The 26,366-nt window shown below is 66.9% G+C and carries 24 protein-coding genes and 1 tRNA gene; 12 read left to right on the top strand and 13 right to left on the bottom strand.

What is annotated here, in order from left to right; translation table 11 throughout:
* Positions 1-229 precede the first annotated feature (229 nt).
* The 5 genes from MRBLWH3_RS18085 to MRBLWH3_RS18065 all read right to left on the bottom strand — a co-directional run bounded on the left by MRBLWH3_RS18085 (position 230) and on the right by MRBLWH3_RS18065 (position 5,289).
* Positions 230-487 (bottom strand): hypothetical protein, encoded by a 258-nt coding sequence (locus MRBLWH3_RS18085; protein WP_363435027.1) that lies wholly within the window; start codon positions 485-487, stop codon positions 230-232.
* On the bottom strand, positions 484-1,083 hold the full coding sequence (locus MRBLWH3_RS18080; protein WP_363435024.1) for a hypothetical protein: 600 nt from the start codon (positions 1,081-1,083) through the stop codon (positions 484-486). Before MRBLWH3_RS18080 ends, MRBLWH3_RS18085 begins: the two co-directional genes overlap by 4 nt.
* Before the next feature lie 101 nt (positions 1,084-1,184).
* Complete coding sequence (locus MRBLWH3_RS18075) at positions 1,185-4,502, bottom strand: tape measure protein (protein ID WP_363435021.1); 3,318 nt, start codon at positions 4,500-4,502, stop codon at positions 1,185-1,187.
* Positions 4,499-4,867, bottom strand: coding sequence for a hypothetical protein (locus MRBLWH3_RS18070; RefSeq protein ID WP_363435018.1), 369 nt, complete (start codon positions 4,865-4,867; stop codon positions 4,499-4,501). Before MRBLWH3_RS18070 ends, MRBLWH3_RS18075 begins: the two co-directional genes overlap by 4 nt.
* A 2-nt stretch (positions 4,868-4,869) precedes the next feature.
* Positions 4,870-5,289 carry a helix-turn-helix domain-containing protein gene (locus MRBLWH3_RS18065; protein WP_363435015.1) on the bottom strand — a complete coding sequence of 140 codons (420 nt, stop codon included), beginning with the start codon at positions 5,287-5,289 and terminating at the stop codon, positions 4,870-4,872.
* 155 nt (positions 5,290-5,444) lie between these two features.
* Here MRBLWH3_RS18065 and MRBLWH3_RS18060 point away from each other — a divergent pair, with 155 nt between their 5' ends.
* The 3 genes from MRBLWH3_RS18060 (at position 5,445) to MRBLWH3_RS18050 (ending at position 6,661) form a co-directional block, all read left to right on the top strand.
* Positions 5,445-5,630 (top strand): hypothetical protein, encoded by a 186-nt coding sequence (locus MRBLWH3_RS18060; RefSeq protein WP_363435012.1) that lies wholly within the window; start codon positions 5,445-5,447, stop codon positions 5,628-5,630.
* Entirely contained in the window at positions 5,627-6,124 is a 498-nt protein-coding gene (locus MRBLWH3_RS18055) for a hypothetical protein (RefSeq protein WP_363435009.1), read from the top strand. The genes MRBLWH3_RS18060 and MRBLWH3_RS18055 overlap by 4 nt, the downstream gene beginning before the upstream one ends.
* A 111-nt stretch (positions 6,125-6,235) precedes the next feature.
* Entirely contained in the window at positions 6,236-6,661 is a 426-nt protein-coding gene (locus tag MRBLWH3_RS18050; RefSeq protein WP_363435007.1) for a hypothetical protein, read from the top strand.
* Positions 6,662-6,720: 59 nt separating this feature from the next.
* Here the strand turns inward: MRBLWH3_RS18050 and MRBLWH3_RS18045 are convergent, their stop codons facing one another.
* From MRBLWH3_RS18045 to MRBLWH3_RS18020, 6 genes are all read right to left on the bottom strand, one after another.
* Positions 6,721-7,272 (bottom strand): hypothetical protein, encoded by a 552-nt coding sequence (locus MRBLWH3_RS18045; RefSeq protein ID WP_363435004.1) that lies wholly within the window; start codon positions 7,270-7,272, stop codon positions 6,721-6,723.
* Positions 7,273-7,283: 11 nt separating this feature from the next.
* The gene (locus tag MRBLWH3_RS18040) at positions 7,284-7,535 is read right to left on the bottom strand and encodes a hypothetical protein (RefSeq protein ID WP_363435001.1); all 252 of its coding nucleotides are present in this window, start codon (positions 7,533-7,535) and stop codon (positions 7,284-7,286) included.
* Between the two features lie 165 nt (positions 7,536-7,700).
* A complete protein-coding gene (locus MRBLWH3_RS18035; RefSeq protein ID WP_363434998.1) occupies positions 7,701-8,105 on the bottom strand; it encodes a hypothetical protein in 405 nt (134 codons plus the stop codon).
* Positions 8,102-8,884: a helix-turn-helix domain-containing protein gene (locus MRBLWH3_RS18030; protein ID WP_363434995.1), complete on the bottom strand. Its 783-nt coding sequence runs from the start codon at positions 8,882-8,884 to the stop codon at positions 8,102-8,104. The genes MRBLWH3_RS18035 and MRBLWH3_RS18030 overlap by 4 nt, the downstream gene beginning before the upstream one ends.
* Entirely contained in the window at positions 8,884-9,102 is a 219-nt protein-coding gene (locus MRBLWH3_RS18025; protein ID WP_363434992.1) for a helix-turn-helix transcriptional regulator, read from the bottom strand. The genes MRBLWH3_RS18030 and MRBLWH3_RS18025 overlap by 1 nt, the downstream gene beginning before the upstream one ends.
* Positions 9,102-9,353 carry a helix-turn-helix domain-containing protein gene (locus tag MRBLWH3_RS18020; protein ID WP_363434990.1) on the bottom strand — a complete coding sequence of 84 codons (252 nt, stop codon included), beginning with the start codon at positions 9,351-9,353 and terminating at the stop codon, positions 9,102-9,104. Before MRBLWH3_RS18020 ends, MRBLWH3_RS18025 begins: the two co-directional genes overlap by 1 nt.
* Positions 9,354-9,472: 119 nt before the next feature.
* Between MRBLWH3_RS18020 and MRBLWH3_RS18015 the strand changes: the two genes are divergently transcribed.
* The 3 genes from MRBLWH3_RS18015 to MRBLWH3_RS18005 all read left to right on the top strand — a co-directional run bounded on the left by MRBLWH3_RS18015 (position 9,473) and on the right by MRBLWH3_RS18005 (position 11,197).
* Positions 9,473-9,901, top strand: coding sequence for a helix-turn-helix domain-containing protein (locus MRBLWH3_RS18015; protein WP_363434987.1), 429 nt, complete (start codon positions 9,473-9,475; stop codon positions 9,899-9,901).
* A 71-nt stretch (positions 9,902-9,972) separates the two neighbouring features.
* Positions 9,973-11,121 (top strand): tyrosine-type recombinase/integrase, encoded by a 1,149-nt coding sequence (locus MRBLWH3_RS18010; protein ID WP_363434984.1) that lies wholly within the window; start codon positions 9,973-9,975, stop codon positions 11,119-11,121.
* A tRNA-OTHER gene (locus tag MRBLWH3_RS18005) sits at positions 11,112-11,197 on the top strand. Before MRBLWH3_RS18010 ends, MRBLWH3_RS18005 begins: the two co-directional genes overlap by 10 nt.
* Before the next feature lie 415 nt (positions 11,198-11,612).
* Here MRBLWH3_RS18005 and MRBLWH3_RS18000 read toward each other — a convergent pair.
* Positions 11,613-12,557: a DUF1254 domain-containing protein gene (locus tag MRBLWH3_RS18000; RefSeq protein WP_363434981.1), complete on the bottom strand. Its 945-nt coding sequence runs from the start codon at positions 12,555-12,557 to the stop codon at positions 11,613-11,615.
* A gap of 613 nt (positions 12,558-13,170) precedes the next feature.
* Here MRBLWH3_RS18000 and MRBLWH3_RS17995 point away from each other — a divergent pair.
* From MRBLWH3_RS17995 to MRBLWH3_RS17975, 5 genes are all read left to right on the top strand, one after another.
* Positions 13,171-15,897, top strand: coding sequence for a helix-turn-helix transcriptional regulator (locus tag MRBLWH3_RS17995; RefSeq protein WP_363435625.1), 2,727 nt, complete (start codon positions 13,171-13,173; stop codon positions 15,895-15,897).
* A gap of 115 nt (positions 15,898-16,012) precedes the next feature.
* Positions 16,013-16,837, top strand: coding sequence for an alpha/beta fold hydrolase (locus tag MRBLWH3_RS17990; RefSeq protein WP_363434978.1), 825 nt, complete (start codon positions 16,013-16,015; stop codon positions 16,835-16,837).
* A 23-nt stretch (positions 16,838-16,860) separates the two neighbouring features.
* On the top strand, positions 16,861-17,712 hold the full coding sequence (locus MRBLWH3_RS17985) for an alpha/beta hydrolase (protein WP_363434975.1): 852 nt from the start codon (positions 16,861-16,863) through the stop codon (positions 17,710-17,712).
* 9 nt (positions 17,713-17,721) lie between these two features.
* Positions 17,722-18,525, top strand: coding sequence for an MBL fold metallo-hydrolase (locus MRBLWH3_RS17980; RefSeq protein ID WP_363434973.1), 804 nt, complete (start codon positions 17,722-17,724; stop codon positions 18,523-18,525).
* Between the two features lie 14 nt (positions 18,526-18,539).
* Positions 18,540-19,370, top strand: a complete 831-nt coding sequence (locus tag MRBLWH3_RS17975) for an alpha/beta fold hydrolase (RefSeq protein WP_363434971.1) — start codon at positions 18,540-18,542, stop codon at positions 19,368-19,370.
* Positions 19,371-20,207: 837 nt separating this feature from the next.
* Here MRBLWH3_RS17975 and MRBLWH3_RS17970 read toward each other — a convergent pair.
* The gene (locus MRBLWH3_RS17970) at positions 20,208-21,188 is read right to left on the bottom strand and encodes a glycoside hydrolase family 43 protein (protein WP_363434968.1); all 981 of its coding nucleotides are present in this window, start codon (positions 21,186-21,188) and stop codon (positions 20,208-20,210) included.
* Positions 21,189-21,986: 798 nt separating this feature from the next.
* On the opposite strand from MRBLWH3_RS17970, the gene MRBLWH3_RS17965 reads away from it, so the two are divergent.
* Entirely contained in the window at positions 21,987-26,210 is a 4,224-nt protein-coding gene (locus MRBLWH3_RS17965; RefSeq protein WP_363434966.1) for a glycosyl hydrolase family 95 catalytic domain-containing protein, read from the top strand.
* The last annotated feature ends 156 nt before the right edge of the window (positions 26,211-26,366 follow it).

The following is a 26,366-nucleotide window of genomic DNA, read 5'->3' as shown; positions in this document are numbered from 1 at the left end:
GCCCAGATGCCGGCGGGCGGCCACGCCTCTTCCGCGTACGCGGCGCAGAGTGACCGGAGCGGGCATGGGAAACAGATCGAGCCGCGCAGGTGCATGAGTTCCGCCGGGGCGATCTCGTGAGGCTCCAGGATGAATCTCGGGTCGCCGCTACATGGCGGGGTGGTGTCGGCGAGAGCCGCGTTGAGCGCCCCGTAGGACGCCGCAGCGCGCTCATCCGCTCCGGACATGGTCAGACCCTGCCGAGGTGATCCACGGCTCGGCGGGCGGCGTCCAGGCGGGCCCTGGCGAGCGCGTACCGCTCGGCAGAGACGGCCCAGCGGCTCCGTGGCCCAGAGGCCGGGTTGCGGCGCTCGTAGAGGTCCAGGAGCGCGCCGTAATCCCTCTCGGCTCGCGCCAGCTCTTCGCGCGGGTCGGAGGACGGCAGCTCGGGCCTCGGTGGGCTGGGATCGAGCTGCGGGGCGAGGTACTCGGACTGTGCCGCGCTCACGTGCGGTCCCGGAGCTGGGAGGGGTCGTCGCCGCGCAGCTGGTTCTCGATGTTCGGGTGGTAGTTCATCGAGAGGCCGCCAGTCTGCCGCGCGGTCTCGCGGATGGCCGCGAGCACCCACTGCGCCGGCTGTGCGGGCACGTGGCCGTTGCCGTCGACGGTGAGCGACTGAACCTGATAGCCGCCGTCCCAGTAGACGTAGTTCCGCTTGTCGAGGTCCTCAGGGGCTGCGTGGAACACGCTGCGCGACGGGATGCCGGCCTGATCGAACTGCTGTGCCGCGGACTGCAGCTTCTCGTTCCACGCTTCGGCCGCCGCCATGAGATCGGCGAGCGCTCGCACGGCCGCGTCGTACTGCGGCAACAGCACGTCCGTGACCCCGCCGCCGAGCATCGCAGCAACATCGCGCTTCGCCTGCGCCACCGCCTCCTGCTGTCGGCGGGCGCCGTCGGCGGCATCCCGCTCGCGCCGGCCGCGCGCGGCAAGCTCTGCGATCCGCGCCTCTTCACGGGCCGCGGCAAGCTCGCTGGCCGATACCTCCTCGCCGGCGATCGCCGCCCGCTCGAGCTCCGCCACTCGGTCCAGTGCTTCGGTCATAGCCCTTTTCCCTCTCTGTACTCCGCGCGGAGCTGTTCGATCGCGCGGTCCTGGCTCAGTCATGTGATCGTCCTTTCGCTGGTGTCGTCGGCGGGGGTCGGTCAGCCATCGGTCCTGCCTCCCCGGCGTTGATCGCCTCGGACGATGGCCGCGACCTCGCGGGCGAACTTGTGTGCGAGCGCCTCCACCGACGCGTCCGATAGATCCATTGGGCGGGGGGCGACAGCGGCAGCGCGCGCAACCGCCGTCGCCGGGCCGACCGCTGGCGCCACATCGGCCGCAGTGGATGTCCGGGCGGGGGCGAGGCTGAGCATGGTCTGCGGCAGTCGGTCGGCGCGGATCACAGGACCGCCGTCACGGAACCCGGGAATGATCTCCCCGAGGCGCCCCTGACGGGCGAGCGAACGGATGTACGCGACCTTGCCGTGACCACCGGCACCGCGCGTCTCCGCGGCCGTCCACACATGCTCGTCGTTGGACAAGTTCGCGGGGATCGAGTCCGACGTGTTCGTGCCCGGCCCCTGCACCGGGCCACCGAACGCCCGGTCCGGCTTCAGCACGGTTCCGGTGCCGACTGGCGGTCCGCTGCCAGCCCACTGGGAGAACACGGTGACCGTGCGAGACCTCGTCAGCCCCGCGAGCGCATCCGCGACGGATGTGAACGTGCCGTCATCCTTCTTCACCTTCACGGTGCCGTCAGGGAGCGTCGTGATGTCCACGCCGAGCACACGCAGCGCTTCCATGAGGCCAGGGAAGTCGTCGCTGCTGACCTCAAACTGCTTGTCCGGGGTAGCGAGGATCTGGGAGGCGAGATCGATCAGGCGCAGCTTCTGCGCATCGATCGTGCCCGAGTCATCTACCGCGTAAGCAACCACTTCGGGCGTCGCGAGCATCGTCTCGATGAGCCCTGACATCTGCTCGTCAGAGAGACCAGCCTCGTCGCCCAGACCGCGAAGCCGATCCTGATACTTCGCGGCGATCTCGCGGGCGTCGTCCATCGAGACGCCGTGCTCGCCGTTCTTCTTGGCCGCTGCGTCGGCGGCGAGGATCTCGTCGAGCATGGCGTCGTTCAGGCGCGAGACGCCATCGTAGAGCGCGATGCCGGCTGCCGTTGTGGTGTCGATCGCGCCGGCCGCACTGACTAGGGTCGGGGCGAGTCGGTTGCCGGCGTCGTCGACCTGCGCGAACGACTCCCGGAGCTGGTTCGTCTGCTCGTTGAGATCGCGGGTGAAGTCGGCCTGCGATTTCGTTCCACCGTTGAGTTCGTCGAGCGCGCCCTTGAGCGCCCTCAGCCGCTCCGTGGCGTCCTTCGTGACATCGCGGGCGATGGTCAGAGCCTCGTTCATGCGGTCGTTGGAACGCTGCAGGTCGCTCATCGCGGCGGTCGCGCGGCGCTGCTCCTCGTTGTATGCGCGCAGCTCGTCTTGGGCCTTGGCGATCGCAGCCCGCTCGGACTCGTACGACTCGATGAGATCGTCGACCGCGTCCTCACGCGCGGACCCCATCCCGCCGAGCACCGACGACTCTTCGGACGCCTCGTGCATCGCGGTCTTCATGTGCCGCAGCTTCTGGATGAGCTTGTCGTACGCGTCGCCGCCCTTGAGGATGGCGGCCGCAGCCTCGGTGTTGGAGATGCCCAGCGCCGCGGCCCACTCGTTGCCGTCCTTGTCGGCGAGGTTCTTCTCCACCTGGGCGCGGGTGGCGCGCAGGAGTGCGCCGGTCGTCTGGTCGAGCGTGTCGCGGTAGCCCTGGACGCGGTCCTTGACCGCCGCGGCTTCCTCCGCTTGCGCCGACAGCGTCGCGGTGAGGATGGCCGCGGCCGTCGAGACACCCAGGATGATCAAGCCGACGGGATTTGCGACGAATGCGGCTTTCAGCGAGTTCCCGAGCCCGGTCGCAGCCTTGCCGGCAACACCGAACGTGCCCGCCAGCTTGGAGGTGTTGCCCTCCATGCCGGCGAGGGCCGCCTGCACGGCAGCCTGCTCCGCGATCCGCTTAATGCCGTCGACGAGACCCTGGATTGCGGGCGCGCCGGACCGCATGGCCGTGAACATCCCCACGGCTGCGATGGTCGTGGCGAGCACGGGCGCGGGGATCGCTTCGAGCACGTCGACGAATGGCTCCGCGACAGCGACGACCGCCTGGATGCCGTCCGCGACGATGGGCAGAGCGGCGTTCAGCACGCCCGAGAACACGGTCGCGATGTCGACCGTCACCGGCAGCAGAGGCTTCAGCGTGCCCAGCAGGGCGCCCAGCTCGGCACGCAGTTCCGGCGACGCCAGCGCGGCGGCACCGATCGCCCCGGCGAGCGGGGAGAACGCCGGCGCGAAGCGGCCCACGATCGGGATGCTCGCGAGGAGCTGGGAGTTCACGCCGAGCACGGCGCCCGCGGTCGCGGCGATGGCCGGGCCGTGGCTGGCGATCGCGTCCAGGCCATCCTCGAGGCGGGACGAGTCCCACGACTTCACCTGCACGCGGGCGCGGTCAAGCGTCCGAGTGATGTCGGCGAATGCGGGCGCCGCCCGAGCGGTGAGGATGTTCACGACGGGTGTCGTGTGGGACTCCACGGCGCGCATGATGTCGGCGACCTGGTTGCCCCAGGTGACGAACAGACCGCCACCGTTCTTGGACACGAACGGTTCGGCGAGAGCGGCGCCGATGTCGCGCGACGCGGCCTTGATCCGGTCGACGGTGCCCGCGTACGTCTCCTTGACGTTCGCGGCGGCGCCCGCGAACTTTGCGTCCATCTGGGCCACGAGCACGTCGACGGCCTGCGCGGCGTCGAGGGTGCCCTTGGTGATGGATTCGCGGATTTCGCCGGCGCTCTTCCCGAATCCCTGTCCGAGGAGCGTCGCGGCGTCGAGGCCTCGCTCGCCGAGCATGTTGAGGTCCTCGGCGGTGAGCTTCCCGGAGGACCGGATCTTGGCGAGGATCGAGACGATTTCGCTGATCTGTTGGTTCGAGCCACCGACCGCCGCCACGGCGTTCTGCACCGAGTTGAGGATCGGGATGACCTTCTGAGCCTCGAACCCGAACCCGATGAGCTGCTGCTGTGCGGAGATGAAGACGGACTTCGAGAACGGTGACGTCTTCGCGAACGCGTCGAGCTTGTCCATCTGGGCGTTCGCGGCCTCCGCGCCGCCCAGGAGGGTGCGGAGTGCGGCGCGAGAGGTCTGCTGCAGCTGGTTGTACGCGACACCGGTGTTGAACAGGTTCGTCACGAACGCGGCCGCCGCCACCGACGCGACACCGATCGCGGTCGCCGTGCCGCGGAACACGGCGTCCGCCGACTTCGACAGCTTCGACGCCGACGAATCGGTCTGCTCGAGCTTGCCCTTGAACCGGTTGAGGTCGCGCTCCGCCGTCGAGACCCCGCCCAGCTGGATCGTTGCGACGAGTTCGGCAGCCTGGAAGCTCACGACAGCACTCCGTCCCGGAGCGCCCGCTCAATGTCGAGGATCATGGCCGCTGCCTTGGCGGAGGTGAGGTCCGTGTCGGTGCGGAGCCTCTCGATCACGGGGTGAGCACTCCCGGCCGCGACGTTGCGGAGCATCTGCAGGAGGTGCCGGATGACGAGAGTGAGCGTGACGTCGACTTGGTCCGGACCACGTTCGCCGTCACCGAGGAGAACGTTGATGGTGCTCGCGAGCACAGGATCCGTCTCGGCTTCTCCGATCCGCACTGAAGCCGACGCCAGCGCATAGGCCAGCTCGTGCGCGGTGGACTCGTACAGGTCGGCCACAGCCGCATCGGCGATGCCGAACATGTCGGCGCCGCGACCCATGGTCAGGCTGCCTTCTCAGTCAGGTGCGAGTGACGCGATGTCGTCCCGAGAACGTCCCAGGCGAGTGCGAAGAGCGTCGGTTCTCCGCCGAGCGATTCGTCGAGCCGGCCCGCCAGATCGCGCATGACGGCAACGTCGTCGGCCGTGATCGTCGCGAGGGCTCGTGCGAAAGCCTCGCGCCGGGGATCGATCGGACCTGAGTCAAGGTCAACGACATATCGCCGCTGCCCGACTCGCTCTGCTTGGATGCTGCCGGAGCGGATCCAGCTGCGCACTGTCGATTCCGACACCCCACGCTCGGCGGCGGCGTCTGCAACACTGCCGAGTCGACGTTTCCCCGCCATGCTCTTGTCCTTTCGCTGGGCGCGCCGAGCAAGGGACAAAGGCCACGAGTGTGGCTTGTCTCTTTGCTCGATCGGCACCTGGCGTCTCGGCACACTCGCGGGGATCGCGCCTGGCGATCAACCTGCGAGCGGAGCTCGGCGTGTGGAGTTCTTGGTTGCCAGTATCGCGCGCATCGCCGACATCGGCAGAATCGCCCGCTGATGTGTCGGCGTGTCGCCATACGCTGGGCGATATGGCGACATTCGACGTGCCCGGAGTCGGGACGGTCATCGTGACAATCGACGAGCAAGAGTTCTACCAGGGCGGGTACGTGCTGAGATCGCTGGAGACGGCTGTGCGCCCTGACGGCAGCCAGGTCACCGGAGAGGACCTCGAGCGCGTGACAGCGCATCTGCGAGGCGTGGGCGCCATCCAGTGAGCGCGTTCGAGGTCATCAGCCTGATCATCAACGGCGCTCTCCTGGTCGCGACAGCGGTCGCTACGGCGATCGCATGGGGCAAGGCCAACGAGGCGCGTGCTGAGCGGGGGAAGGCCGAAGACGCCGCGAACCGCGCATTGGCCGCGCAGGAGGGTGCCGCGGACGCGCTGGCGCGTTCGGCGGAGGCACACGAGGCCCTCGTCGCGGAAGCGACCCGCCGGCCGCCATGGACCGGGCCGCGACATGTGCGCGGAGAGATCCGCGCCGTGACCAACACCTCTGGCCGGCGGGTCACCGTCTCCGCCGCTCCCACGAAGCCCGAGGGCACCGAGAACTACCTGACGCTCATGCAGCCGCTGCCGTGCACGCTCGAGCCGGGCGAAGAGTTCCAGTACGCCGCGCTCACCCGCGCGTTCGGAGCGCCAACGGGCATGACACTCGTCTGGAGCTTCGACGGAGACAGCGAAGAGAACACCACCTATGTGCCGTTCTGACGGCCCTCACCGTGTCTCGATCCCGCGCGCCAGTGGACCGGTCCGGATCTGAGTCGCTGCGGAGCCAGCCAGTACGATCGAACTCGTTCGCTACAGAGATGGGGGGCCTCCATGGCAGTTGAGACCGACGAGCCGGTTTACCCGGCCGGCACGCAGTACGGCGACTTCACGGGCACCGTGGCCGCTGACGGCCACGGTGGCGTGACGCTGTTCGAGCTGGCGTGGGAGGTCGGCCTGGACCTCGAGCGTTACCAGCTCATCGGCATCGAGTTCGGCCATCGCCACCTGAAGGGGTCCGACGGCCTCACGCTGTTCGCGGTCGACAAGGCGGAGCTTGGTGGCCGGACGCTTGATGCCTATGCCGCCGAGCACGGTGAGATCCCTGTCACTGACTTCCTCGTGCACGACCTCGGCGCGCTGGACCTCTTGTCGCGGGGGCTGAAGCGTCTCGACGTGCAGCTGCTATCGAGCTACTTGCCTGAGGGTGTGCCGCTGCGACGCACCGTCCGTGACGATCTGAACTACTCAGGCGACTGAGTGGTCCGGCACCTGATCCGTCGGACTGCTCCTCGCGCGCGCGAGGTGGACCGGTCCAGCTACTCCTGGTCGACTTGCCCGTAGCGGTCAGCTGACGGGTCTGCGGCTTCCAGCTCCTCGGCGGACAGCTCGCCGAACTTCGTCTCGTACGCCTGAATGATGTTCCGAAGGCGCACGGAGTCGTGAAGCGCCCCGCGGAACGACCGGAAGGCGTCGCGGATCTCGTCGACAGTCGTATCGCCGATGGGCGACGCTCGAAAGGTTTCTCCCATTGCGCGACTGAGCGAGGCCACGGCTCGCGCCCGTTGATCTTCCTCGCGGGTCGAGGTCGGCGGCCCCGAGAGCTTCATCGACGCGAGGGTGGAGGCTACCTCGCTCAGGACGTCGATCGCCAAGGCTTCACGCTTCGCGGCGTTGTCGATGCGGGCGGCCTCTGTCGCGGCCCGTGTGCGTGACCTATCGAAGCTGAGCCCTGCGGCCTTCGCGTAGCGGGAGACGGTGCCGACGCCGACGCCGACTTCCGCAGCGATCTTGTTGCGGGCGCCGCCGGCGCGTGCCAGCTCGATGATGCGTTCGCGCTGTTCGGCGCTGATCGATGGATGGAAAGTCACTCGGGTAGTTCCTATCGGGTGCTCTGGCGTTCGATGGTGGCGCGGAGCTTCTCAATCTCGTGCTCGGCGGCGCGCAGCTCGAGGCGGCGGATGGCGCACTCGCGGTGAAGTGCGGTGAGTGCTGCCTCCACGAGGGGGATGATCTTGCGCTCAGAGCCCTGGAGGCGTCCGAGCGCCGCGCGTACGCGGGTCTCGGCGGTCCGGCGGGCGGATGAGCCGAGTTCGCCGCTCTCGGTGGTGATGGTGTGGGGGTCATTCGTCATGAGGGCTCCGGAGCGCTCGCGTGATATCGAGTACTGCGGTAACGACTGCCGGCGCCGCTGATGGGGCGTCGTTGCGATAGCCGCAGCCGTGTACGCACCAACCGCTGAGACTGTCGCACCGGTGGTTGAGGCCTCGGACGCAAGGTGTAGGGGCGAGCGCACCATTCATGGCCGGGGTCCTTCGAGTTCGCCGGCACTGAGGCGGATCGCTTCCTGGCGGTCGCGTTCGCGCGCGGCCTGGAGCTGGTACGCGGCCTCGGGGCTGAGTGGTTCGCGGCGGGGCCAATCGCCCGGGATGATGCCGCGGGCCTTCGCCGCGCGCACATCCGTCTCGACGTCCACGGCGCTGGTTCGGGCGCCGGCCTCCACGCGGTCCAGAACGTGCCCGACGCTGAGGTACGTCGTGCGGGTCGCGGGGTCGCGGTGGTGGTCGATGATCGCCCGCTCGCACTCGGCGTACGTGTGACCGTCGAGGGCGGCCGCCCAGGCGGTCGCGGTCAGCTCGTCCACCTGGCGGCGGTCGAAGCCTGACGCGACGGTCAGGAGCTTCGCGGCTTCGGACTTATTCATGCGGTGAGTCCTCTCTGCTGCTCTTCGGCCTCACGTGCCGCGAGGTCGGCGACGACGGCCATGTTCTGCTCGGTGCGCGTCATCGGGCGGGTCGGCAGCTCGTCGGTCCACCGTTCGCGCTCCAACCAAGTCGCCAGCCCCGGCGTGTACTGCCGATCCCTCGCGGAGGCATACGCGTCGCCGAACCGGATGATGTCGGCGACGAGGATGCTCACGTCACGGCGCCTCGCGGCGCTCTTGAACTTCAGAAGTGACCGCTTCCGGTCTTCCTTCTTGGGCCAATGTGCCCACGCCCGATCGAACTCCGCGTCAAGGTCAGGAGTGAGAGGCGAGAGAGAGACCTTCCTGTTACCGGCTTCCTGTTCCACTTCCTGTTCCTCTATGGGGTGGTCACTGTGACCGGTGGTCGGGGACACAGTGACCGGTGGTGAGGGACTCTCTGACCAGTGGTCATCTTGACCAGTGGTCACTGTGACCGGTGGTCGCTCTGACCGGTAGTTGTCGAACAGCAGCTCGTACGAGTCGCTGGTGCGGTACCGGCCGTTGAAGCGGATCGTCCGAGCGATGAGCGGCGGCTGGCGAGCCTCGAGTGTGGCGATCGCGCGTCGCACAGTCTTCTCCGATAGATCCGTCATCTTGACGAGTAAGTCCTGGCCGGGATAGCAGTTGCCGGTCTTGTCGTTGCGGCAGTGGGCGAGCGCGACCAACACCGCGCGTTCAGGCGCGGTGAGCTTCGGGACGCTGTCGCCATACGCCCACTCCGACGACTTGAATCCCATCAGCGTGTGCTGCGGCGGCGAATCGGAGTCACATTCGACTCCGACGACTGCGCATCGATCCACTCGCGAAGTGCGTCCGGGCGCCATCGCAAGTACTTGCCGACCTTGATGGCCGGCGGCCCGTAAGGCGCCGGCTGACGCGATCGCCATTGATAGATCGTCTTGACTGAGACGCCGAGTTCTTCGGCGACGTCCTCGACCGTGAGTAGGCGCGGCATCAGCCAACTCGCACCAGTGTGAAGAGGTGATCGAGAGACGCCTGGGGGAAGGCGGATGCGACGCGGGCGAGGAACTCCGCAGACGGCGCCGTCTTCCCTTCGCGCACACGATAGAGCGTGGCCTTGTTGACGCCGATCTTCTCTGCAAGCTCTTGATCGGAGGCAATGCCGTGCGCGGACTTGAGGGCTTCGAGACGCTCGCGGGTGATGGTGATTCGGACTTCCGATGACGATGTGCTAGTTGATTGCATGACGTCAGGGTAGTTAGAGGATTGATGTGATGCAAGTTGGATTGCATTCCTGCAATCTCTCCTACGACTGCCGTGCAAGCTACTTGCATGCATGCAAGTAGCTCGCTACGCTGACCGTCATGCCCGACAAGACCTCCTGGAGCCACTACATCGACGCAACCTCCGCAGGTGCGTACAACGCTGTCATCGCCGAGCGGATTGGTGTCGATCCGGCCACCGTCGGCCGATGGAGGGCTGGAGCCGTGGATCCGAAACCTCGCCAGGTGGTTGCATACGCACGCGCGTTCGAGTTGAGCCCAGTGCAGGCCTTGGTCGCAGCTGGCTACCTCGACGAGGACGAGCTTGATCTGCCGACCACACCGCCCCGTGCATACGCTCTGAACGACTTCTCGACGTCCGAGCTGCTGGAGGAGGCGCTTGCTCGTGTTGCGCACGGGGAGGGGTACTCGTACGAGACGCGCCGTGGCGAGCCCACGGTGGTTGCGGTCGACGCCACCGGCAACCTGATTCCGCTCCTCGCCGCAAGCACCGATGAAGCGGGGCAATGATGGCCCGTCCGCCGCTGCCAATCGGGACGTGGGGGCGCATACGCCGAAACGAAGTGGGGCCCAAGCACTGGGTGGCGTACGCCCGTTTCCGGGACTACGACGGGGTAACGCGAATCGTGGAGCGGACCGGGGCAACAGGGGCGAAGGCCGAGAACGCACTGAAGGAAGCTCTCGTCGAGCGAGCGAAGGTCCACGGCGACGACATCTCCGGTGATACTCGGCTCAAGGCGGTCGCCGAGCAGTGGTTCGCCGACGAGATCATGGGGGCGAAGGCCTACAACACTGAGCGGCGCTACCGCGAGGTTCTTGACCTCATGGTTCTCCCCGGCGTTGGAATGCTCGCCCTCAGGGAAGTGACAGTCGCGCGCTGTGACCGATTTCTCAAGCTCACAGCCGAGTCGCACGGCCCGTCCGCGGCCAAGCACGCGAAGACCGTCCTCTCTGGGGTGCTCGGCCTCGCGACCCGCCTCGGCGCGCTCGAGGCCAACCCAATCCGTGACGTCGCGCCGGTGCGAGTTGAGACGAAAGACGTCGAGGCGCTTACGCTTGAAGACGTGCAGCTCATGCGCACGCACCTGTACGCCGACGAGGACGCGATTGCGCGAGACATCCCTCACGGCGTTGACTTCATGCTCGGCACGAGCGCGCGTATCGGCGAAGCCATGTCGCTGCGGTGGTCGGATCTGAATCTCGATGCTGACTTGCCAACGGTCTTGATCCACACCACCGCGATCTTCGTGAAAGGGAGCGGCATGCTGATTCAGCCGCACCCGAAGCGAACCGCGTCACGCCGTGAGATTCCGCTGCCCGGATTCGTCGTCCGAGTGCTGCGCGAGCGCGCAGCCGACCCCAGTCACGAGGATCTCGTGTTCCCATCCGCGCGAGGCAAGGTCCGAGATCCGAACAACTTCCGCAAGGGCTGGGATACGTTCAAGAAGCGCGCGGGCTACGAGTGGGTCCACCCTCACGTGTTCCGCAAGACGGCGGCCGCGCTCGTCGAGGACCCGGAGCTCGCAGCGGGACTGCTGGGACATGCCGACTCCCGGGTGACCAAAGCCCACTACCTCCCGCGCACGACACTCGCCCCGGACGTCCGCGACCGGCTTGAAGCGATGGGCGACGATCCATCTCCTACCCATCGGAATCAACGAGCGGTATCGCCAATCAGAGGGAAGAATCGGGAACGTCCGGGTGCGTTCCGGGCTGATCAGGCGGGATAAACGAGGAGAACCGGGAGTCACAGGGATACACCGGTTGAGAATCGTGAGGTCGCGGGTTCAAGCCCCGCTCCTGCTACAGAATGAAGCCCCCGGATCTCCGGGGGTTTTGTCGTGTCGAACCCGTGTTCGCCGCGCTCTCACCCCCTCGAAAAGTGAATCTCACGATTCGCGCCGCGGATCACGCGCCAGCGGAGAGCGCGTGCGAGGTTGCCGCTGTCGACGGTCCGCCGAGTTCGCCGGTGAGACGTGCTCGTGTCCCCGCACGCACGCGTCGTCGAGCCCAGGCTTCAACCCTTCGAGAATCGGGACTTGCCGCGACTGGCCACTCTTCGTCGACCGCTCGACGAGTCGACCGTGATCATCCGGTGAGATGTCCGACGTACCGTCAGGATCCTTCGGTGCTCGTCGAGATCCTCCCCCCGCAGCCCCCAAGCTCGCCGAGCCGCAGGCCGGTGAAAGGCGAGTCCAGTGAGCGCTCGCGCGCACTTCAGTCAGCTGTGCTGCACCAGCTGGGGGAAGGTCCAGGAGTCGTCGCGAATCTCGGGGCGAGGGCGATATAGGCGGATGAGATAGTTCCAGCCATCGGTGATGGGCAGCGCGTTGGGGGTGCCTTCGGGGTATGTGCCGAAGCGGACGGTGATGGTGTCGTCCGGGTTGCGGACGCCGGTGATGTTGTTGATCGTGTACGCGTCCTGTTCGTTCGGTTCGAAATACCCGGCGGCGTTGTACACCGAGATCGACCAGAACCCGTCGACCGGAACGTCGCCGACGGTCAGTTCGTACTGGCCGATGGGCAGCCTCGGGTTCACGCCGATGTAGCTCGCCTCGCTCGAAGGCAGCCCGCCCCAGCCGGCCGCGGTGCCGATCAGATGGCGCACCGGATCGACCTCGTCGCGCGCGCCGAAGGTCCGGTCGAACCCGGTGATATTGCTGGCAAGCGCGAGTAGCGCGTTGCGCGTTTCATCAAACGTCGCGCCGTCGTACGCCGGCATCTCGAACGGCTGCGAAGACCGCGCTTCGAGTCGGATGCGATCCTGGATCTCCGCCACGGCGGCCACGTCATGAGGGTCGCTCGGATCGACGAGGATGCGGGTCGCGATCACCACGTGCGGTGTGCCGAACTGTTCGATCGACAACTCGTACGTGCCGGGGTCGTGGAAAACAGCGTCGATGTAGTGATGCTCGTTTACGACCATGGTCGACAGATACCGCTCGCCGTGCTCGGGAACAGTGAGCGTCGCCCCGGCGCTGATGTCGGCTACCGCGTAGCTGTACAGGGTGTCACGATTCATCCGGATGACGGTCTGGTGATCGATGGCCGCAGGTTCGCGGTTGTGGAGCAATCGATTGACACCTCCGGCGTTCGCCTGGAGGTCGTGCATCATCCGGTGCGTCTCAGCGAGCGCGAAGTTATCCACATTGACGAGGGTGGTCATGGAGTCGATCATCGCAGGGTCGAGCCGTAGAAGTGAGGTGTCCTCGACCGCCTGTAGGTAAATCACGCGATGGCGCCGGCTATCGCCAGTGTTCTCGAGAAGGAACCGCGCTCCACGGGTATCTTCTGGGGAGTCCGCGTCGACGCGGCTGTGGCAGCATCCTCGGGAGTGTTCCGATCTGAGCGGCAGGGATCAGACGGCCGAAGGAACGAGGACGACTCCCGCGCACTAGCGATCGGCCTCCATTCGAGCTCTTGCAGCCGGCCATGCCACGGGTTGGTTCAACCTTCGCTCATCCAACCAGCTTGGGGCGGCGCGAACCTCGGTCGGCCACGGCTCACTGCCGTGCAGACCCGTCGTCGCGCCAAGTTGTAGGTTGCTGCGGGAAATGGCGGATGGCGCGCGTTGCCTGCGTGAAACGCGGCGTGCTATGCCTGAGTCATCCACCGCCGACCCGAGGGTGTGTCCTGACAACCGGAGATCGCCATGCCCCGTGCGCGCCGTGCCAATCGCAGACACCACGTCCAGCGTCGGCGGGGTTGCGATGCCTGAGACCCCGAAGGATCGGTTGTTGTCCGGGATCTTTGCCGGCGGATACGGTGATCGCGTGGTCATGCCCCCCACGCCGCTTCTCGGACGCGCAGACGAGATGAGCCGCCTCCGTGCGCTGGTATCCGGCGCGCGCAATGGGGCGGCGGACGCACTTCTCCTGCTGGGTGACCCGGGTGTCGGCAAGAGCACGCTCCTCGCCGAGGTGCAGCGTCTCTCTTCGAACTCGCGGGTGCTGCCATTGGCGGGCTTCGAAGCGGAGTCTGACTTCGCCTACGGCGGGTTACAGCGACTCGGCCGGATGCTCGGCGCGCAGCTCGACGGTCTGCCGCCCCGACAGCGTGATGCGCTCCTGATCGCGGCGGGCCTTTCGGACGGCGAGCCGCCCACACGGCCTCTGGTGGCCCTCGCCTCCCTGTCGCTCCTCGCATCCGCGAGCGAGGCCCATCCGCTGGTGATCCTCGTCGACGATGCGCAGCACCTCGACGCCGAGTCCCTCGGGGTGCTCGGATTCGTGGCGAGGCGCCTGTCGGCTGAGTCGGTCGCGATGATCTTCGCTGCCCGGGACGACGAGCGCGTGCAGCTGGCGCTTGCGGGTGTACCGTCGCTGCGGCTCGCAGGTCTGCCGGCCTCTGAGGTGGCGGAGCTGATGACCCGGTTGACGGGAGCGGCACTGGACCCGTCGGTCGTGGCGGCGCTCGTGGCAAGCACGGGCGGAAACCCGCTGGCTCTGACCGAGCTCGCGCTGGAAGCGGATCCTCAGCGGCTGACTCTCACCGCGATGGCGCAATCGCCGGCGCCGATCGGGAGGCGGCTCGAGGCGCATTACACCTCCCGCGTGCACGAGCTTTCGACTGACGCCCGAATGTGGCTGCTCGTCGCTGCGGCGGAATCGGCGGGCGATGCCGGGGTGGTACGAGCGGCGAGTGCGAGGCTCGGACTGGCCGCTGCGGCATCCGGTGAGCTGGAGGCGCAGCGGCTCGTGGAGGTTCGCGACGCGGTGCGGTTCCGGCATCCGATGATTCGTGCGGCGGTGTACAACTCGGCGTCCGACGTGGATCGCAGGGCGGTCCACGCCGTCCTCCGGGTCGAGACGGCCGACCGGGGGTTCGAGGACTTCAGCGCCTGGCACGCGGCGGCCGCAGCCGCCGGTCCCGACGCGGAGCTTGCGGAAGAGCTCGTCGGGCTGGCGGACCGGGCCGCGACGCGAGGCGGATTGTCTTCGCGCGCCAGACTACTGGCGCGCGCGGCCGAGTTGAGCCCCGAGCCGCGCCAGCGGGACGAAAGGCTGGTCGCAGCGAGCGAGGCCGCCATCGGGAGCGGTGCCGCACGATTGGCACTCGATCTCCTCACCGGCGTCGACATCGACGCTCTCGCGCCGGTCGTCCGGGGCCGGTTCCTGTTCGTGCGGGCCATGAGCGGCCTGTTCCTCGGCGACGCGTCGTCACTCCTCAGCGGCGCCACGATGATGCTGGCTGCGGCCGACAGCTTTGGCGATGATGCGCCGCAGCTGCAACAGCGGGCTCTGTTGCACGCTTTCAACTTCGCGCAGACCGCCGAGCACATGATGGCGTCGGTGACCGTCGAAGAGCTGGGGCGCAGGTTCGAGCGCGGTGCCCGTGCCGCGCCCGGCCCCTATGCCGTCCTGCTGCGGGCTCTGGGCAGCCTGACGCTCGACCCCTACGACGTCGCGGTTCCCCGTCTCCGAGAGGCGCAGGCGATGCTCGAATCAGTCGACGACGCGACACTCCTGGAGTTCAGCTTCTGCTCGGTGGTCCCGGCGATCGGGCTGTGGGATCCGGACGCCGCGGCCCGGGTGCTGGGACGCACCGCTCGGGTGGCGCGCGAGACGGGTGCGATCCGTGAGGCGGACGCCGTCCTGTGGGTGTTGAGCGCGGTCGAATTGACGCGCGGCAATCCCGCCCGGGCCGGCAACCACATGGACCAGGCCGCCGAGCTGCGACGGGCGGTGGGCTACGCGGACGAGCAGGTGGTCAACGCCGCACTTCTCGCGTGGATGGGGGCGCCGGAAGCGACGGTCCAGCAGATCGCGGATGCCATGGCCGAGGCGGGCTGGTACGGGGTGTGGCGTATGGCCGCGGCGGCCCTTGCCATCGGCGACATCGCCGACGGGCGTTTCCCAGAAGCGTACGCGCGACTGAGTTCCCTCGTCTCGCGGCCGTTCCTGCACACGGGATTTCACCAGCTGACCGAGTTCGTCGAGGCCGCGGCCAAGAGCGGGCACCGCGACGAAGCGGAAGTCGTGGCCGAGCGGGTGCGGCGATTCGCACAGGACTGCGCGAGCCCCTGGGCGATGGCGATGGCGGAGCGATGCGCGGCGCTGCTGGCGGAAGACGTCGATGCCGAGCGCCATTACGTCGCCTCCCTCCACCACCTCGCGGCAACCGGCATGGTGGGGGAGCTCGGACGCGCTCAGCTGATGTACGGCGAGTGGCTGCGGCGATCCCGCCGGCGGAGGGACGCCCGGCACCATCTGCGTGAGGCAGCCGAACTCCTCGTTCGCGTCGGCGCCGCACGGTTCGCCGAGAGGGCGCGCCGTGAGCTCGTGGCGCTCGGTGACACGCCGGCCGATGCGGAGCGACCGGCATCTGCGCTGACCGCGCAAGAGACGGTGATCGCCCAGCTCGCCGCCGACGGCGCGACCAACGCGGAGATCGGCGCGGCACTGTTCATCAGCAGGAACACCGTCGACTATCACCTGCGGAAGATCTTCCGCAAGCTCGGCGTGAGCTCGCGCCGGCAACTCGCGGACGCCACGCGCCGCTCCTGATCCGCGTAGCGGACAATCCGGGATCCCTCTCACGACTACGCGCCGTGCGTGGTGCGCGTCGGGACGCCCGAACGCCACCATGGCGTCATCCAGCAGTGATCGCGAGGAGGACGCCATGGCATACATCACCGCCGACGACGGTGCGCAGCTCTTCTACAAAGACTGGGGAGGTGACGGGACCCCCGTGCTGCTCAGCCACGGGTGGCCGCTCAACTCCGACGCCTGGGAGGCCACCGCGCTGTTCCTCGCGCAGCACGGCCACCGCGCCATCGCCCCCGATCGACGCGGGCACGGCAGATCCAGCCAGACCTGGAGCGGCAATGAGATGGACACCTACGCCGACGACCTGGCCTGCCTCATCGAGCACCTGGACCTCACGGAGCTGACGCTCGTGGGTCACTCGACCGGCGGCGGCGAGGTCGTGCGCTACATCGGCCGCCACGGGAGCGCGCGCGTCGCGAAGGCGGTGCTCGTCTCCGCCGTGCCGCCGCTGATGGTGCGCACCGACGACAACCCCGGTGGCCTGCCGGTCGACGTATTCGACCAGATCCGTGCCGGCGAAGCCCACAACCGGTCCCAGCTGTACCGCGACCTCGCCGACGGGCCGTTCTTCGGAAACAACCGGTCGGGCGACGTGTCGCAGGGAACGCGTGACGCGTTCTGGCTTCAGGGTCTGGCATCCGGAACCCGCAACGCCTACGAGTGCATCGCCGCCTTCTCGGCCACCGACTTCCGTCCCGACCTGGCGCTGGTCGACGTACCCACGCTCGTCATCCACGGCGACGACGACCAGATCGTGCCCTTCGAGATCAGCGGCAAGCTGTCGGCCGAACTCGTCGCCGACGCACAGCTGATCGTCTACGAAGGGGGCGCGCACGGTCTGCCCGACACCGCCCGCGAACGGCTGAACGCCGACCTGCTCGCATTCATCGAATCCTGATCGAGAGAGACGAGGCGAGATTCATGTCCGAATCGACTGACAACAGCGACCGTCCGCCGATCGTGCTGGTGCACGGGTTGTGGATGACACCGTCCAGCTGGGACACGTGGGCGCAGCGCTACCGCGCGCGAGGGCATCGCGTGCTCGCACCGGGGTGGCCCGGGATCGGCGACCGCACGCCCGCGGAGGTTCGACGGGACCCACGGGCTCTGGCGAACGTCTCGATCACCGAGATCGTCGACTCCTACGACCGGGTCATCCGCACCCTGCCCGAAGCTCCCATCATCATGGGCCACTCGTTCGGCGGGATCTTCGCGCAACTGCTCCTCGACCGAGGGCTCGGCGTGGCAGGCGTCGGAGTCGAGCCCGGGCAGCCTGCCGGGGTGCTCACGCTTCCGCTCTCAACCTTGCGGACGGGGCTTCCCATCCTGGCCAACCCGTTCCGAATCCGGAAAGCGAACCGCTTCACCAAGCGTCACTTCCACTACACCTTCGGAAACGACCTGCCGCGTGAGGAATCGGACCGCGAGTGGGAGAAGAGCGCCGTCAACTCGGTGAATCGGGTGTTCTTCGAAGGCGTGCTGTCGCTGCCGCGCCCGAAGACCGGAGTCACCCGGGTCGACTTCCGCAAGCCCGACCGCGCGCCGCTGCTGCTGATCTCGGGAGGGATCGACCACGTCGCACCTCTGGCGATCCAGCGCGCCGCACTGAGGCGCTACGCCCAGGGCACCGCCCTCGTCGAGCGGATCGAGTTCGCCGGTCGCACCCACCGCATCGTCAGCCAGGACGGGTGGGAAGAAGTGGCCGACTACGCGCTCGACTGGGCGCTCGCACAGTTGCGCGTCCCCTCGGCGCCGACACACGAAGCGTCGTGAGCACGCGCCGTGCTGGTCACCCGCATCGGAGGACCCACGGTCCTCGTAGAACTCGCCGGCTGGCGCATCCTCGTCGATCCCACCTTCGACCCACCCGGACGCCGCTACGCCTTCGGACTGGGTACCTCGAGCACGAAGACCCGCGGTCCGGCCATGCAACCGGGCGACCTCGGCCCGGTCGACGTGATCCTGCTCAGCCACGACCACCACGCTGACAACCTCGACCAGCTCGGCAGGGCGCTCCTGCCGTCCGCCGGCCGGGTGATCACGACCGCGAGCGGAGCAGGCCGCCTGCGCCTACCGAACGTCACGGGCCTTGAGCCGGGCGAGAGCACACGCCTCGAGAGCAACGGCAAGGAGACGCTGAGGGTCAGCGCGACGCCGGCACGACATGGCCCGCCCCTCAGCGGTCCGGTGGTGGGCGACGTGATCGGATTCCTGCTGGATCGCGGGTCTCAGCCCCGCCCCGACCTCTGGGTCACCGGCGACACCGTCCTGACCCGCCGACTACGCAGGTTCGCGCGCGGACTCGACGTCGATGTCGCGATCGTCAACGCCGGCGGCGTGCGGTTCGGACTCACGGGCCCGATCCGTTACACGATGACGGGCACTCACGTCGTACGGCTCATCGACGAACTGCGGCCCCGTGTGGCGGCGCCCGCCCACTATGAGGCCTGGTCGCACTTCCGCGACGGCGAGCAAGGAATCCGGGCCGCCATCGGCGACGCACCCCCCGACATACGCCTCCGATTCCGCTGGCTGCCCGCCGGCTCGACGGTTGACCTGACCGCACCATCCGCAACACCCATCTGAAAGGAACGTCCCTCATGAACATCCGAAAGCGTCGAGGACTCCTCGGCCTCGCCGCGGCCGCCGCGGTCGCGCTCGTCGCGGTCATCGGCGTCGCCGCTCCCGCCACCGCAGAACCCACCCCGGCCGCACGCCCCAACCCGGGGCCGAAGCCCACCATCGTCCTCGTCCACGGGGCGTTCGCCGACTCGAGCGGATGGAACCTGGTCGCGCCCGCGCTTCACGCCGACGGGTACCCGGTGATCGCGTTCTCCAACCCGCTGCGCGGGGTGCAGTACGACAGCCAATACCTCAGGGACTTCCTGACCACGATCGAGGGACCGGTCGTGCTCGTCGGCCACTCCTATGGCGGGGCGCTCATCACCAACGCCGCCACCGACAACAGCAACGTCAAGTCCCTGGTGTACGTCGCCGCGTATGCGCTCGACGAGGGCGAATCCGTGGCCGCAGCCAATACCCTCGGGGGCGGACACGCTGTCATCACTGATCACCTCGTGATCCGGCCCTTCCCCGGTGCCACCGAAGGCGACGCCGATGCCTACATCGATCCCGCGTCGTTCCCCGACCTGTTCGCGCAGGACGTACCCAAGATCGTCGCCAAGTCGATGGCGGCTGCGCAGCGCCCCGGCTCGTTCGCGTCGTTGGTCACCCCGTCGGGCGTTCCCGCCTGGAAGACCATTCCCAGCTGGTACATGGTCGCGAAGCAGGACCGTATCATCCCCCCGGAAGCCGAACGGGCCATGGCAGCCCGCGCGAACGCGACGACGGTCGAGGTCGACTCGTCCCACGTCCCGATGATCAGCAAACCGCAGTCGGTCATCGCGCTCATCAAGCAAGCCGCAAAGTGAGGAACCGGCCGGCCCTCCGCAGTCCAGAGGGCGTCGAGCGGGAGGACGCGGCAACGCGGCTCATCCGCCACAGCGACCGGGAGGGTTTCCCCAGCCGGGCCGAAAACCGCTGAGCTTCCGCCTCCGTATCGGGAGCCCCCGCTCAGGTCGCCTGGGCGGGGGCTCCCGCACGTCTGCTCTGCTGCGAGGTCAGTCGACCAGAGGGCGGCGTTCGCATCCCGAGAGGCCTCGCGGCTTGCGATGGTCGACGCGTCCAGGTCGGGTTGCCTTGGTCGCGCTTCATTGGGGAGTGAGCAGAAGCGCGGCGAGCATTGCGAAGATCGCGGAAATCCACAGGGCAACGGTCGGACCCCGCCACGTACATCACGCCCGCGGGCTGCGACAGCGACGCTACCCACCCGATGACACCGGCGGGGTCGTACACGGATCGTCGCCGGAGCACCTCTCCGTCTGTTCATCGATCGCGGCCGCGACCACGCTTCGCGCGTGCACATCCAGCCCGACGCTCGTACTCTGAGAAATCAACTGGCGCCTCCATTCGCCCGTCGGATAGGCCAGCGCGCTCTGCGTGCTGGCAACCCACGCTTACTCGAATCGAAGCCCCAGCCTCACGCTTCTCGACGACCTGATGGCTCGAGCGACCGAGGATCGCCTGATCGCCGTCGTGGAACGTCACGGCCCGCGGAGGTGGGAGGAGAGCACAGGCCCCGGGATGCTCAGGTTCGCTTCGACATCCTGGGTGCGCTCATCCGACCCGGTCTCCTCTCCGTCGCTCCAGGCGCCGAAGAGCGAGCCCAAGTGCATCACGCCGAAACGACCGGTGTCCCTCAGATCGCATCATGCGACGGTGCTCCAAGCGTTGCTCAGCCGCCGGTACTCCACAGCGGTCAGTGGCAGCACGACGCCATGGCACGGATCGCTCGGTAGCCTGACGTCCGTTGCCAAGGTCCATTCGCCGGCGGCCAAGCTGGTCGTCTCGAACGGCACATAGCGGCGTTCAGGAGTGAACTCGTCGATCCAAAGGAACCACTTCTCCTCGCGGTTCGACTTGTACACGAGGGGACCTTCGCCTCGGCTGATCGCCCCCAGGCCGATGCCCTCTGTGAGGGGGGTCCAGTCTCCCGCCGTCAGTGAGGCGGAGGTCTCCGAGAAGACGGACTTGCCGTGAGGGGCATCCACGGACCGGGTGCGCTCGTCTTTGACGAAGCGGTAGTAGAGGCCGTCGTGTTCGATCACCGTGGCATCGATCGTCTGCCATCCCCGGTCGATCCAGACCCTAGGTGCGGAGAAAGTGCGGAAGTCGCGAGTCGTGGCGTACATGATGCGGTTGTAGCTGTCGCCTTCGTGTTCGGGGTCGTCGTAGAGGGTCGAAGACCAGTGCACGAGGAACGCCTGCTGCTCGGGATCCCAGATGGACTCGGGAGCCCAGGCGTTCCCGGCCTCCGGAGGCGCGACCTCGACGAGCCGACCCTCTCCCCAGTCGACGAGATCCTCCGACTCCCAGATCATGATTGAGCGGCTGCCCCGTCGCTGGAGGCGTTCCCAGTCGTCATTGCCGTAGACACGCAGATCGGTCGCCACGAGGTAGAACCGGTCGCCTGTCGGCGACCGGACGATGTGCGGATCTCTGATGCCGCGATCGCCAAGCGTGGAGCAGAGAACGGGCTTGCCGTCGTTGAGGTCGTCGAAGTGCAAGGGATCGTCGCCGTCGCTCAGGGCGAAGTAGACCTGCTCCCCGTGCTCGGTCTCCCTTTTGAAATGCACGTAGAGATAACCTGCGTACGTCGACGGGCGGCCTGCGTCATTCTGCGTGATCATTGTGTTCCTCATTATCTGATTCATGCGTTGACCGTCCGTGCTGCTGGTCAGTCCCTGGAGGACTTGGCTCGGCCCCCGCCTCCGCGACGACGGTGATCGCACCATTTCGGAGCATGGCTGGTTTGCTGGCGAGCGCGATGAGCGCATCGCTCGGTGCGGGATCCAGAACCGCCCAACGATCGTCGATCACGGTTCGGTTTCGGCTCGGTGGCCACGGACGCTGTCGGTGCCCCACGCCTCCACGGCGATCACCTCGCCGCTCCTCGCCATTCGATCCGGGACCCGTCGACCGGGGAGGAGGTGACTGCCTCTGCGCCGGCCTGAGGAGACGACGGAAGTGTTTCGTCGGAGGTCATTCCTCGTAAGCCTTTCAGGCGTTTGCGGGACCCACCCAGCGATCAGAGGCGCTTCGTCGGCGCAGGTGAAGACGATCGACGGCCTGCGAGGCGATCGAACGGTAGATCGTCGGTGTTTGTCTGTCGCTTCACCGCGCCGATCCTTCCAGCGCAGAAGGGGACCTGCCGGCCTCGTCAGTCGGAGCAGATTAATGTGATGAATAGCTGCCAGCATACGTCAAGCGAACGACCCTCCGCCAAAACAGATGACCTCAGTCTATGGATTCGGCGAGATTCATCAGATTATTATGCTGATGACGGCACCGCGCGGTGTTGCACGATCGCCATCAGACGAAGGACGTTAGACATGCCCAATCGCCTCCACCGAAGCCTCCATAGAGTCTTCTTCAGTCCATCGCGCTCCCGGAGGACGCCGCCAGGGCGAGCACCGATCGCGCTCGCCGTGTCAGTAGCGCTCGTCGCGGGTGCGGTTGCGGCGACCCCCGCGGCAGGCGCCGCCCCGGATGGTTCCGCGGAGCCGGAAGTGCTCGTGCACTATGACATGTCGTTCGAAGGCAGTGTCCTCAAAGACATGTCGGGCCGTGGGAGGGATGCCCGCCTCGTGGGCCTCGGTGCGGCCGACTTCGTCACCGATGGTGATGACCAAGCACTCAAGTTCAATGGAACGGGCTACATCGAGCTCCCGAATTTCATCGGCAACGAACAAGCGGTCGTCGTCGAACTGCGCTACAAGGTGGGCACGCGCAACAACGAGGGCTTGTTCTCGACGGGTACGAGCAGTTCGCAGAACCACCTCCGCTTCCATCCACTCGTCACCGGACAGGCAGTGTGGGAGTCGAGGTTCGGAAGTCGCTGGGCCAAGATTCAGGGCCCCGTGACCTACGCGTCCGATGCCTACGCCACAACGACAGCGGTGCTGAAGAACGATGGGTCCTACGACGCGTACGTCAATGGCGCTCTCCTGGGCAGCGCGAACATGGGTACCACCGCACCGCAGCTGAACAATGGCTCCGCTGTCTTCGGCTATCTCGGCCGCCCGGTCTGGACCACCGACCCCTACTTCACCGGCACCCTGACCGACGTGATCGTCCGTAAGCACGCGTCGATCCCGCCGCCGCCGAGCACGAACAGCAGAGTCGTCTCGACCACGTTCCCCACCAAGTCGTCGAGCCCGAACACGTGGTGGCGAGCAGGGATGGTCACCGGAAATGGAGAAAACGGTGCGGTGATCGCGGGCAACCCGCTGGCCGACACGATCATCTACCAGAACATGGCATTCAACATGCCGACCAACGACAAGCGCGACACTCCGAACCTGGCGTCCCACCTGCCCAGCGTGCGACAGCAAGTCTTCAACGGTCAGGACCCTCGCACCGACACGCCGTGGGCCCTGCAGTTCGATTACACGTACCACCCCTCCCATCAGCTGAACCTCAGGCCTCGGTCGTCCGGTCCGCTCAGCGGGAATTGGCGATGGACCGACTACGAGACCGGTGAGGTCGGGGTGGACTACGTCGACGACGGAGGAAAGTGGGAGCGTACGACCTTCGCATCTCGCCCCGACAATGTCGTCGTGACTCGACTGTCGAGTTCGTCCACAGGAGCGAAGGTCGACCTCGACTTCGATGTCACGCCTATCGACGAGATGGCGGTCGAGGGTGGCACCCTCAACACGGCGCTTCGCTACAAGCAGTTCGTCGATCCGGAAGCCGACTACATCGGCCAGGTCGCGCATTACCCGTCGTTTGCCAACAGCGAGCTCAAGAACGGTGGATTCGCCGGTGTGACGTATGTTGTCGCGAAGGGTGGCCACAAGGAGCCCTACGAAGTCACCAAGCCGCTGGGGGCCCGCGCGGTGCCGGGTTCGAAGTACTACGGCATCTCGATCACCGACGCCGACGAGGTCTTCCTCATCTCGAAGTCTGCGCGGGACACGAACATCGGCACGATCGACGAATTCGCCGCTCAACAGGACTTCGGCGTGGTCGACCAATTGCGCAACGACATCGAGGCGGTGATCTCCAAGCCGGAGTACATCGTTGGCGGGGCGCTGGACTACGACGCTCTGCTTGCGCCGCACGCCGCCGGTCAGAGAGAGGAGTTCAATGCCGTCAAGCTGGATCTGCCCGGTGCGGAAGCCGACTCGGCCCTGAGCAACGAAGCGCTCATCGCCAAGCAGCAACTGAACGCCGGGGCGCTCAACCCCGCTATGGTCGAGCGCGCATTCAACGCCGGGCGCTACGCGACGATCAGCTCGAGCGGCTTCAGTACCCCACGCCTTGGCGGAATGTGGGCAGGCGGATGGAACTCGGCCTGGCAGGCCGACTGGACGACGGACGCGAACGTGAACCTGCAGATCGCCGGTGCCAACATCGGCAACCTGCAGACGCAGATCGAGGGCTACGCGAACTTCATCCTGCGCACTGCGCCCGACTGGGAGATCAACGCCCAGAAGATCTACGGCATGACAGACGCCCTGCTCGCCCCGCCGCGCACCGACTCCGACCGCGCAAGCCTCGTCCACTTCACCTGGAACGGTGGTGTGTACCCGTTCGAATACTGGAACGCTGGAGCCAGCTGGCTCATCCTGCCCCTCTACGAGTACTGGATGACCCGCGGTGACGCCCACATCCCGCTGGCCGACGACATCGACGTGAGCTCCTTGGCATCGGTGCTGAGTCCCGACGAGACCGACCTCACCGAGGCCCAACTCGCGGCGATCGAGGATCGTGGATACCTGCGCCTGGTCGAAGACCTGCTCCTGCCACTCCTGCGCAAACAGTCCAACTTCTGGGAGCAGTTCGTCGACCCGCAGTACTACGGCGACGCGGCCCAGGAAGCCCGCTACCAGCCGGGGAAGACCGCACTCGCCGACGGCGAGCACTATCTCCTCCTCCCGTGCTACTCACCCGAGAATCGTCCTCTGGGGGGCAACTCGGCCATTGCGATCAACTGCACGATGGACATCGCGGCGGCGCGCGATGGTCTGCGGATGACGATCGAGGCTGAGAAGTATGCGAACGAAGCGGATGCCGAGAGCGCGGAGCGCATCGCGGGCTGGGAGTCACTGAGGGCAAAGCTGCCGCCCGAGACGTACGACGGCACGGGCGCACTTCGCGAGTGGTCGCTCGGCCGCTACACCGAGAACCACGCTCACCGTCACGTGAGTCACGCGTACTTCGCATGGCCCGCGCACGACCTCACCCCCGAGATCATCGACGGGCTGAAGACTGCGATGGAGCTGCGCAAGACCACCGCCGGTGACAAACAGTCCGGTCACGGATGGTTGCACATGGGGCTGGTCGACGCGCGCCTGAAGAACGCGCAGGGGGCGACAGAGTCGCTCCTGCAGCTTCTCGGCGGAAACGCGTACTACTCGAGCTTCACGACCAACCACAACGTGAACGGAGCCTCGGCCTACGCATCCGACATCCTCAACACAGTCCCGACACTGCTGCTCGAGACGCTCGTCTACTCTGACGAGGGCGAGATCGAGATCCTCCCTGCGCTCCCCACGGGGATGAACGCCGGATCCGTGTCCGGCTCGATGGCACGAACCCAGGCTGAAGTCACGAACCTCGAGTGGGATGTCGACGCCGGTTCGGCGACAATGACCCTCACCTCGTTGCGCGAGCAGACCATCGATGTCCGCAGCGGAATCCCGTGGGCCTCTGCCATGGTCGACGGCGTGAAGGTGCACAACAACGGAGAGCCCCTGAAGGTCGCGTTCGACGAAGGCGAGAGCAAGACGATCACCTTCGCTCTCGGTGAGCCGGATACGGTGGCGCCGGTGGTGTCGGCGAGTACGTTGCCGGTGGTGGCGGATGGTGCGGGTGGTTGGTTTGTGTCGCCGGTGTCGGTGAGTGTGTCGGCGTCGGATGCGGATTCGGCTGTGGCGAGTGTGGAGTATCGGTTGGGTGAGGGGGCGTGGAGTGCGTACTCTTCGCCGGTGTCGATCCCGGAGGGTGCGGCGACGTTCAGTTATCGCGCGACTGATGAGGCGGGCAATGTGTCGGAGGTGGGGCAGTTGCCGGTCTCGGTGGACACGGTTGCGCCGGTGACGTCGGCGGTGGTGTCGCCGGGTTCGGGGGCTGTGCTGGCGGGGTCGGCGGTGTCGGCGACGTTCTCGGCGTCGGATGAGACGTCGGGTGTGGCGTTGACGGAGTATTCGACGGATGGTGGAGCGAGCTGGGTTGCGGCGACGGCGGCGGGTGTGTCGTTCACGGAGGTGGGCGCGTATGTCGTGAAGTTCCGGTCGGTGGATGCGGCGGGCAATGTGGAGGAGGCTCGGGAGGTGACCCTCAGTGTTGTTCAGCCGCGGACCTTCAGGGGTTTTTATGCTCCGGTGGATATGGCGGGTGTGGTGAATGTGGTCAAGGGCGGTTCGACGGTTCCGTTGAAGTTCGAGCTGTTCTTCGGTGAGGAGGAGCTGACGTCGACGACGGCGATCGAGTCGTTGCGGACGGTGCAGCATTCGTGTGATCCGGCGGCGCCGTCCGATGAGATCGAGTCGCTTGTTGCGGGTGGTACGTCGTTGAGTTACGACGTAGAGGCGGGGCAGTTCCAGTACAACTGGAAGACTTCGAAGGGGACTACCGGGTGCTTCGACGTGATCGTGCGCAGCACGGACGGGGTCGAGCTGAAGGCGCAGTTCCGTTTGAAGTAGACCGCACGGGCATCCAGCGTGGGCCGGCCGGGACACCCGGCCGGCCCACCAGGGCTTCCGTCGGGCGGGCGAGCCTCTGTCGAGGCGTTCGCCCGCCGCCGGGATGACCCGCCGGGGCGAGTCGTGTACCCGGTGGTCGTCACCGAACTGCGCACA

It is taken from the genome of Microbacterium sp. LWH3-1.2 (assembly GCF_040675855.1).
Taxonomy (GTDB): Bacteria; Actinomycetota; Actinomycetes; order Actinomycetales; family Microbacteriaceae; genus Microbacterium.
The sequence above is the reverse complement of the archived record's forward strand: the minus strand, read 5'-3'. Positions and strand labels throughout refer to the sequence as shown.